General features: G+C 58.4%; 8 protein-coding genes. All 8 read right to left on the bottom strand.

All coding sequences use genetic code 11. The features are described from left to right. Positions 1–353: 353 nt before the first annotated feature. Positions 354–782, bottom strand: a complete 429-nt coding sequence (locus tag RBT76_06130) for a hypothetical protein (protein ID MDX9857347.1) — start codon at positions 780–782, stop codon at positions 354–356. A gap of 80 nt (positions 783–862) precedes the next feature. Beyond that, positions 863–1,729, bottom strand: a complete 867-nt coding sequence (locus tag RBT76_06125) for an NAD(+)/NADH kinase (protein MDX9857346.1) — start codon at positions 1,727–1,729, stop codon at positions 863–865. Between the two features lie 92 nt (positions 1,730–1,821). Next, a complete protein-coding gene (gene arsN2, locus RBT76_06120; GenBank protein ID MDX9857345.1) occupies positions 1,822–2,277 on the bottom strand; it encodes an arsenic resistance N-acetyltransferase ArsN2 in 456 nt (151 codons plus the stop codon). Further along, on the bottom strand, positions 2,278–4,254 hold the full coding sequence (gene dxs / locus RBT76_06115; GenBank protein ID MDX9857344.1) for a 1-deoxy-D-xylulose-5-phosphate synthase: 1,977 nt from the start codon (positions 4,252–4,254) through the stop codon (positions 2,278–2,280). 21 nt (positions 4,255–4,275) lie between these two features. Beyond that, on the bottom strand, positions 4,276–5,163 hold the full coding sequence (locus RBT76_06110) for a polyprenyl synthetase family protein (GenBank protein MDX9857343.1): 888 nt from the start codon (positions 5,161–5,163) through the stop codon (positions 4,276–4,278). Continuing rightward, entirely contained in the window at positions 5,160–5,408 is a 249-nt protein-coding gene (gene xseB / locus RBT76_06105; GenBank protein ID MDX9857342.1) for an exodeoxyribonuclease VII small subunit, read from the bottom strand. The genes RBT76_06110 and xseB overlap by 4 nt, the downstream gene beginning before the upstream one ends. Next, entirely contained in the window at positions 5,408–6,628 is a 1,221-nt protein-coding gene (gene xseA / locus RBT76_06100) for an exodeoxyribonuclease VII large subunit (protein MDX9857341.1), read from the bottom strand. The genes xseB and xseA overlap by 1 nt, the downstream gene beginning before the upstream one ends. 75 nt (positions 6,629–6,703) lie before the next feature. Beyond that, a complete protein-coding gene (gene uvrC / locus RBT76_06095; protein ID MDX9857340.1) occupies positions 6,704–8,530 on the bottom strand; it encodes an excinuclease ABC subunit UvrC in 1,827 nt (608 codons plus the stop codon). Positions 8,531–8,544 lie beyond the last annotated feature (14 nt).

Genomic DNA, 8,544 nt, shown 5'->3' with positions numbered 1-8,544 from the left:
GCTTGGAAGGCTGTGACTCTACCAACTGAGTTACTCCCGCTTTGAACAGGTCAATAGTATCGGAATGGCCCGGTGAAGGCAATAGGTTTTTTGGCCGGATCAGAGTCTCTTCAGCAACGCTTACCGCTCCATCCTCTCTAGCACGCAGGGTTCCCCGGGTTCGGATCTGTTGGCCCTGCATCCCACTTGACGGGATTCTATCTCTGTCAGCGGCGGATCTCTTTCCGCCATTTGACAGGCACCGAGCAGGACCACCCTCTCCAGATCAGGTATATCCCCTTCAGCGAGAAACTGCCAGCACCCCTCGTGATCGCGAACTGCCCGTGCAATCGGACGCTCGTCAAACTCAACACTCAGGTAGTGAAGACGGCTTCCCACGGTTCTTCGCCTAACCTCTCTCTCTTTTTGAACGGAGCGATGCGGTGCCGTTTCAGGCCGAGCAGAATCCGGCTCAACAACTCACTGTGGTCTTCGGTATCAGGATGGAGGGTCAACCGCTTGCGATCACCGACCAGCGTCAGGTCGCCAGACTCCGCTTCGACTTGTCGTACCTCTTCACAGCGAAGAGACTTCTCAGTGTACCGAACGATAGCCCAGCCGCGCCGCCCCATGAGATCTTCGTGAATCCGGAACTCGTACAAAAGGGCGTTCAATAGTCCCGAAGCCCCCAGGACCGCGGACAGTATGCAGACGGCGAATGTGAGTTTGCTCCCCGACGAAAGGACGAAGTTCACAATCCCCCAGACGCCCAGCGTAAAGAACACAAGAGAGACGAACACCATGCCCCTCCTGGCGAGCGGGGTGAACTTTCGGATGAGTGGCAGTTGGGAAGTCAGAGACATCCCTCCCCTGAGAACTGGTGTCAGCTCCGGAAATTCGGGTGCACGCCCCAATTGAGCTTGGTCTTCAGAAGATGATAGTACGAACTCTCCGGGAAAACGACAAACCGGGCCCGGAAATCCGCCCGCGACAAACAGACTCGCTCCGAACTCTGCAGCGTGATCATCACCTGTCCGTCCAGCGTCAGGCTCGCCTCGCGCTCCTCGGAGAGAATCTGGAACTCCAGGCGGTCGTCGGGTCGGAAAATCATCGGGCGGGTGTTCAGGGAAAAAGGTGAGATCGGCGCCACAATAATCGCGTCCATCGACGGGTGCATGATCGGCCCGCCGACCGCGAGATTATAGGCGGTGGAGCCGGTGGGCGTCGCGATGACCAATCCGTCGGACTTGTACGTCACGACCCGTTCACCGTTCACTTCGAGACTGATATCGAGCAGGCGGCTGACCGGACCGTTGTTGATCACGATGTCGTTAAGAGCGAAACTCGAGGGCAGCGTCTCGGACCCGTCGACCTCCGCATGCAATAGCATTCGCTCGTCGAGTTGATACTTCTTCGCGACAATAGCCTCCAGCGCCGGCATGAGCTGCTGCGGGGTCTGCTGTGTGAGAAATCCAAGTGAGCCGAGATTGATCCCCAGAATCGGCGTACCGAGATGACCGACTGCCCGCGCCGTCGCCAGAAGCGTACCATCGCCGCCCATCGACACGATCACGTCCACCTGCCGGGCCAGCTCGCGCTCGGGCAAGAACACGTTCTTGCCCTCGACGACATCGCGAAGATCCTCGGCCAGGAGGATATCCTGTTTCGTATGCCGGGCCCACGCGATACAGGAATGAACGGTCTCAACAGCGCCGATCCGTTTGAGATTCGCCACCAGACCAAACTTCATACGAGTAAGGAAATCCGACGAAAACCGGATAGCAAGTCATTTAGTGGACCGAACGAGGCTTTCCTCCGGGCCCGACCGGACCGCACACGCTCTTACGGTACAATCGTGATCTTCATACATACCGCTGACTGCGGGCACAGTTCGGCGAATTCACTTGTGCGCTGGATATCATTGGGGACATCCGCGCGTGCCACCCGCTCGAAACCGAGCTTGCGGAAGAACCCCGCTGCGGTCAGGGTCAGCAGATAAACGTCGACTAGTTTCTGCTCGCGTGCGTGTGCCAGCAAAAAGTCGGTAAGGACTCGCCCGAAACCTTTCCCTCGAAACCGTTCCGTTGTAACCATTGAACGGAGCAGACCGTGGTCTCCGTGCACTTCAAGGCCGCCAACACCGACAAGCAGGTCCACCTGGGTGGCGATCCAGAGGCTGTCCAGTTTTTCCGATAGGTCACGGGTCGGCAGATCGTGGTCGGCGATAAGAGCCGTAATGACGGGCAGATCGCTGGCGAGCGCTTTGCGGAATCTCAGATCGAAATCGACTGAAGCCATCTATTTGGAGTCGGTGCCGGTGAGCGGAATGCCGGAAAGTTCTTTCCGCCGGGGAGGGCCGTTGCGCCGAAGCGACAGCTTGTGCAGCAGGCCGCCGGTCTTGTGATGCCTGCTCAGAAATTCGGATATTGAGCGAGTGACGCCCGAAACATCGAGCCCAACATCGCGAAGCAACTCCTCGCGGGTACCGTGTGTGACAAATGAGTCGTCGATCGCCAGCGCGAGAAATTTACCGCGGTATCCATTACTCAATAGGTAATCCGCGACCCCCTGCCCGAAACCGCCCCGGCGCTGGTTTTCCTCAACCGTGATAATAATTTTCGCAGAGTCGGCGATTCGTGCCAACAACGACAAGTCGAACGGTTTTACGAACCGGGCATTGACCACCGAGATTTCAACATCGTCCTGTTCGGCGATTCGCTCAGCAGCTTCCAGCGCCGTGTGCACCATCGCTCCAACCGCCAGAACCACCACATCGCCCAATTCCGTCACGGGCTGCCAAGTACCCCACTCTATCGTCGGGATCTCTTCGGTCATGGGGACGGGCACATTGTCTCGTGGGTAGCGGATAGCGATGATACCCTGATTAACGGTCAGTGCCTGATGCATCACGGCACGCAGTTCGTTCCCGTCGGCGGGCGCACAGACGGTAACATTGGGGACGGTGGACAAATACGACAGGTCGAATACGCCGTGGTGCGTTGGGCCGTCGTTGCCGACCAGCCCGCCCCGATCCATGCAGATGACGACCGGGAGGTTCTGTATCGCCATGTCGTGGATGACCTGGTCGTAAGCTCGCTGCATGAAAGTCGAATAGACCGTCAGATACGGACGCATTCCTTCAGCCGCAAGACCGGCCGCGAAACACGCCGCATGAGCCTCGGCGATACCTACGTCGTAGAAGCGCTCTGGGAACCGCTGTGAGTACTCATCCAACCCGGTACCGGACGTCATCGCCGCCGTAATCGCGATGACCCGCTTGTCCTTTTCGGCCAATTCACAGATGATTTTGCCGTAGACAGCCGTATATGAGGGAAGGTTACTTCCACCCTTGGCGGCTTCGCCCGTGATTTTGTCGAACTTGCCGACACCGTGAAACTTGAACGCATCTCCTTCCGCCGGCGCATACCCCTTCCCCTTGACGGTCGCTACATGCAGAAGTATCGGGCCGCGAACGTCTTTCAGATCATTGAGGGTCTTCACGAGCATGGGCAAATCGTGGCCGTCGATGGGGCCGAAGTACTTAAACCCGAGATTCTCGAACAACATTCCCGGCACGAGCAGTGTCTTGACTGACTGCTCGAGGCGCGCGATTGTCGCCCGGATCTTGTCACGCCTCTTGAACCTGCCGGTCAGCTCCCAGACTTCCTCGCGGATTTTGCGGACTTTCTCGTCGGTCATGATATTGGTCAGGTATCGGGAGATCGAGCCGACGTTTTTCGAGATTGACCAGGTGTTGTCATTCAGGATGACCAGCAGGTTCTTCTTGAGCGATCCGGCGTTGTTCATCGCCTCAAATGCAAGCCCGCCGGTCATAGAACCGTCGCCAATGACGGCGATTACGCGATGATCCGCGCCTTCGTGATCTCGAGCCGCCGCGAACCCGAGCGCCGCCGAAATCGAGGTGGACGCGTGCCCGGCGCCAAAGTGATCATAGGGCGATTCCGACCGCTTCGAATACCCGGCCAGCCCCCCGTACTGCCGAATAGTATCGATTCTCTCCTGCCTGCCGGTCAGCAGTTTGTGCGTGTAGGTCTGGTGCGACACATCCCAGATTATCCGATCACGGGGAATATCAAAGATGTAGTGTAACGCCAATGTTAGTTCTACGGCGCCGAGATTCGAAGCCAGGTGCCCGCCGGTCCGGGACACTGCCGATACGATCTGCTGCCGGCACTCGGCCGCCAGTTCTACCAGTTGCTCGACCGTCAGTTTCTTGGTGTCGGACGGACCAGTGATCGTGGGAAGGTGTTTCATGTGCATGTTGGTACGGGTGAATCAGTTCTCCCGTTGACCTATGTATCTCGCCAGAAACTGCAACATGTTGTTCTGGCCGTTATCCACAAGTGCCAGCGCTTCATCAATCAACGCCGATGCTCTTCTCTTGGCGGCCGCCATCCCGACTATACCCGGGTAGGTGGCCTTCTGGTTTTTGGTATCGGAGCCGACCTCCTTGCCAAGCTTCCGCTGATCGCCTTCGACGTCAAGAATATCATCTATGATCTGAAATGCCAAACCTATCTTCTCTCCAAACATCGTCAGGCGGGAAAACGTTTCCCCGTCGGCTCCCGCCAGCAGGGCGCCGATCCGCACCGAGCCGCGAATGAGCATTCCCGTCTTGTGCGTATGGATATACTCGACATCGGATTCCGAAATCGTCGATCGGCCTTCAGCCTCGACATCGGCCACCTGCCCCCCGAGCATTCCGCCGGTCCCGATGGCCTCGGCGAGTTCTATGACTGCCTGCGGGGAGCCGGTGCGCGCCATGAGTTGAAACGCCACGACATGCAGCGCATCACCCGCGAGCACCGCCACCGCTTCGCCGAACTTCTTGTGACACGTCGGTATCCCGCGACGCAGGTCATCGTCATCCATACACGGCAGATCATCGTGAATCAGAGAATACGTGTGCACCATTTCCAGCGCGGCCATGGCGAAATGTATGGCTTCCGGGACGTTCGCTTGCGCGCCGTTGCAGTATTCCCACGCGGCACAGGCGAGTATCGGCCGAAGTCGCTTGCCGCCGGCCAATGTCGAGTACCGCATGGCCGCGTGCAGCGTGGCGGGGGGTTCGTGCTCCGACGGAAGGTACCGGTGGAGCAGGTCGTCTACCAACAGGCGACGTTCCTCAAGATAGCGCACACCATTCATCGAGGCAACCGTCATTGCTCGTCCTCATCAGACTCTTCGAAATCCTCTTCGACCGCCAGTCCGTTCTTCTCCGTGATCAGCTTGATCTTCTTCTCGGCCTCTTCGAGCTTGTCACTGCAGAAGCGCGCGATCTCCAGCCCCTCAGTGTACAACTCGATGGCCTCTTCCAGCGTGGCCTCGCCGACCTCGAGCAGTTCAGTGATCTTCTCGAGCCGTCCGATGGCCGATTCGTAGTCTTTATACTTCTTTTGAGCTGTCATTATTCCGGTGATGTTCTTTTTGTTCTTTCTTCCACGACCGAGACAGCGCGCCCGTCGGGGAGGATCGTCTCGATTCGGTCACCGACTTTCAGGTCGTCAACCGACCTCACGAGGTGACTGCTGTCGGCTGATCGCGTGACGGAGTAGCCTCGAGCCAGTGTTTTGAGCGGCGACAGACCATCGAGTTTCGACGCGCGTAAAGATAGGCGGTTGCTCAGCCGCTCGAAACAACTTTTTCCCGCCCGCTGCATAAGGTGATACGCATGGCCCAGTTCCGTATGATATGGCTCAACGAGATCGGACGGTCGGACAAAGACGGGCCGGCGAACAAGATAGCGGAGTTGCTGACGGGCGGTGTCAACGAGGTTCTCGAGGTACCGGGCCTGTGAGTACACCAGGGAATCGAGCCGCTGTTCGAATTCCTGCCTCGACCAGACCGCCAGTTCGGCGGCGGCGGACGGTGTCGGAGCACGGAGGTCGGCCGCCAGATCGGCAAGGGTGAGGTCAATCTCGTGGCCCACGGCGGAAATCACCGGAATCCGTGAGGCCGCAATGGCGCGAACCGTAGTCTCGGTGTTGAAGGCCCATAGATCTTCGAGGGAGCCGCCCCCCCGGCCGGTGATGATCAGGTCTATGTCGTTTCGCATGTTAAAGTAGCGCAGGCCGGCGGCAATCGTCAGTTCGGCGCCCTCTCCCTGAACCTGGGCGGGGTAGACAATCAATTGCACGGCGTCATTGCGACGACGGGCGATCTGGATGATATCGCGGACGGCGGCCCCGGTCGGCGACGTCACGATTCCGATCTTCTGCGGAAACGGCGGAAGTGGCTTCTTGCGGGAGTCGTCAAACAGACCCTCCGCCGCCAGTTTCTCATGCAATTGTCGGAAAGCCAGCTCCAGTTCACCGACTCCGACCGGCTGTATGCGCTTGCAGTTGAGCTGGTACTGACCACCCCGCTCGTAGACGGTGATGTCACCGAACACCAGCACTTTCTGTCCGTTCTCGGGTTCGAATTTCAGCGCGGCTCCGACCGAACGCCAGATCGTAACCTTCAAAACCGCACGGTCATCTTTGAGGTTGAGGTAGCGATGCCCCGATGTATGGTGCAGGTAGCCGGAAATCTCGCCTTCAACCCACACATTGGAGAGCCCCTCTTCAAGACGAGTCTTGATCATGCGGGTAATTGCGGAGACGGAATATGCCTGTGGCTGCTGGGGCATGGCGCAGTATAGAAACGGGGACAACAGGTTGCAAGGACAAAATCGGTCACGGATTGCCAGCTTGCTCAACCTGTGTCAGCTGAGCCGCTTCAGAATCTCGGTCGCCAGTTTCTCGGAGATACCTCTCACCTGGACGATCTCCTCGATGGTTCGCGTCCTGATCTGTTCTACCGATCCAAATGCCGCCAGCAATGCCTGACGTTTGGCCGGACCGACACCAGGAATATCGTCCAGCGCCGACTTGATCGTGCGGCGTGAGCGGACCTTCCTGTTGAAGGTGATCGCGAACCGATGAGCCTCGTCCCGGATTCGCTTCAGCAGCAGGAGCGCGGGGGCCGACCGTGGAATCGTGGTTGCCTCACTTTCGTTCGGCCGGAATACCTCTTCGAGCCGCTTGGCCAGACCGATTACGGGCTGGTCGGCGAATCCCAACGAACTCAACTCCGCCAGAGCCGACGAGAGCTGCCCTTTTCCGCCGTCCACCACCACCAGATCAGGGGGCTGTTTCGCCTCGTCCCGGATGCGATAGAAATAGCGCCCGACAACCTCGCGCATCATCTTGAAATCATCCTGTCCTCGGACGCCCTTGATTCGGAAGTGACGATACTCCGATTTCTTCGGCTTGCCGTTCTCGAAGTACACACACGAGCCGACGGCGTCGGTCTCCCCCGTGTTGGAGATGTCGAAACAAACCATGCGGCGGGGCACACGGGCCAGCTTGAGCTCCTCCTGGAGTGACGTCACCATACGCGAGGCTCGTTCGGTGTGGGCGCGTTTCTGGATCAGCAGTTCATCGAGCAGGTGGCGAGCGTTGCGCGCCGCCAATTCCACCAGGCGTATTTTCCCGCCGATTTTGGGAGTCATCACCCGTACGCGGCTGCCCTTCAGTCGCTTCAGCCACTGCTCGAGCAGGTCTGCGTCCGATGGTTCTATCGGCAACAGAACCGTCTCCGGCAGATTGGGCTGGGCATGATAGTACTGAGTAAGAAACGACTCGAGAATCGTCTGATCGGTATCTCCGAGTTCAGCGGCAAGTTGAAAATCCTGTCGGCCGATCAGCACGCCCTCGCGAATCTGCATGACCACGGCCACCGCGTCCCTGTCATCGCGCGCAAGTGATACGATGTCCTGGTCGACGGCTTCACCGACGTCGACATGCTGCCGGACGCGCATATCCAGCAGCGCCTGGATCTGATCGCGCAGTTCGGCGGCGTCCTCGAACTGCATTTTGTCAGATGCGCGATTCATCTTTGCGGTGAGCCGATCGATGAGTTCCTGCGATCTCCCCTTCAGCACCAGCAGTACCGAGCTGACCAGCTCGGCGTAGTCGGCTTCAGACTGGAATCCTTCGCACGGACCGCCGCATCGTTTGATGTGGTAATCGAGACATACCTTGTGCTTCCGGCCCGCGGGAGCCGGGATCTGCAGGCTGCAGCTGCGAATCTTGAACAGCCCGGTCACCAAACCGATCGTCCGCCGCATTGACCTGCTGCTCGTGTACGGGCCGAAATACGTGGCGCCGTCGCGTTCTATTCGGCGCACCACCAGCACCCGGGGAAAGGGCTCATTTGTGGTGACCTTGATATAGGGAAAGTGCTTATCGTCCTTCAGGCGGACGTTGTAGCGGGGCTTGTGTTCGTGAACCAGGTTGGCCTCGAGAATCAGAGACTCGATTTCGTTCGACGTCACCATCGTCTCGAACGCCGTGACCTGAGAAATCATCCGCCGCGTTTTTGGATCGAGCCGGTCGGGCGACTGGAAGTACGTGCGAACCCGGTTGCGGAGGTTCTTGGCCTTGCCGATATAGATTATGCGGTCACGATCGTTTTTGAAGATATAGACGCCGGCCGAGGCCGGGAGCGTGGCCAGTCGCAGCCTCAAATCCTCTCTTGCCTGCTTCATACCGTCTTTAACCG

Source organism: Candidatus Zixiibacteriota bacterium, from assembly GCA_034003725.1.
In the GTDB taxonomy this organism is placed as follows: Bacteria; Zixibacteria; MSB-5A5; order GN15; family FEB-12; genus WJMS01.
The sequence above is the reverse complement of the archived record's forward strand: the minus strand, read 5'-3'. Positions and strand labels throughout refer to the sequence as shown.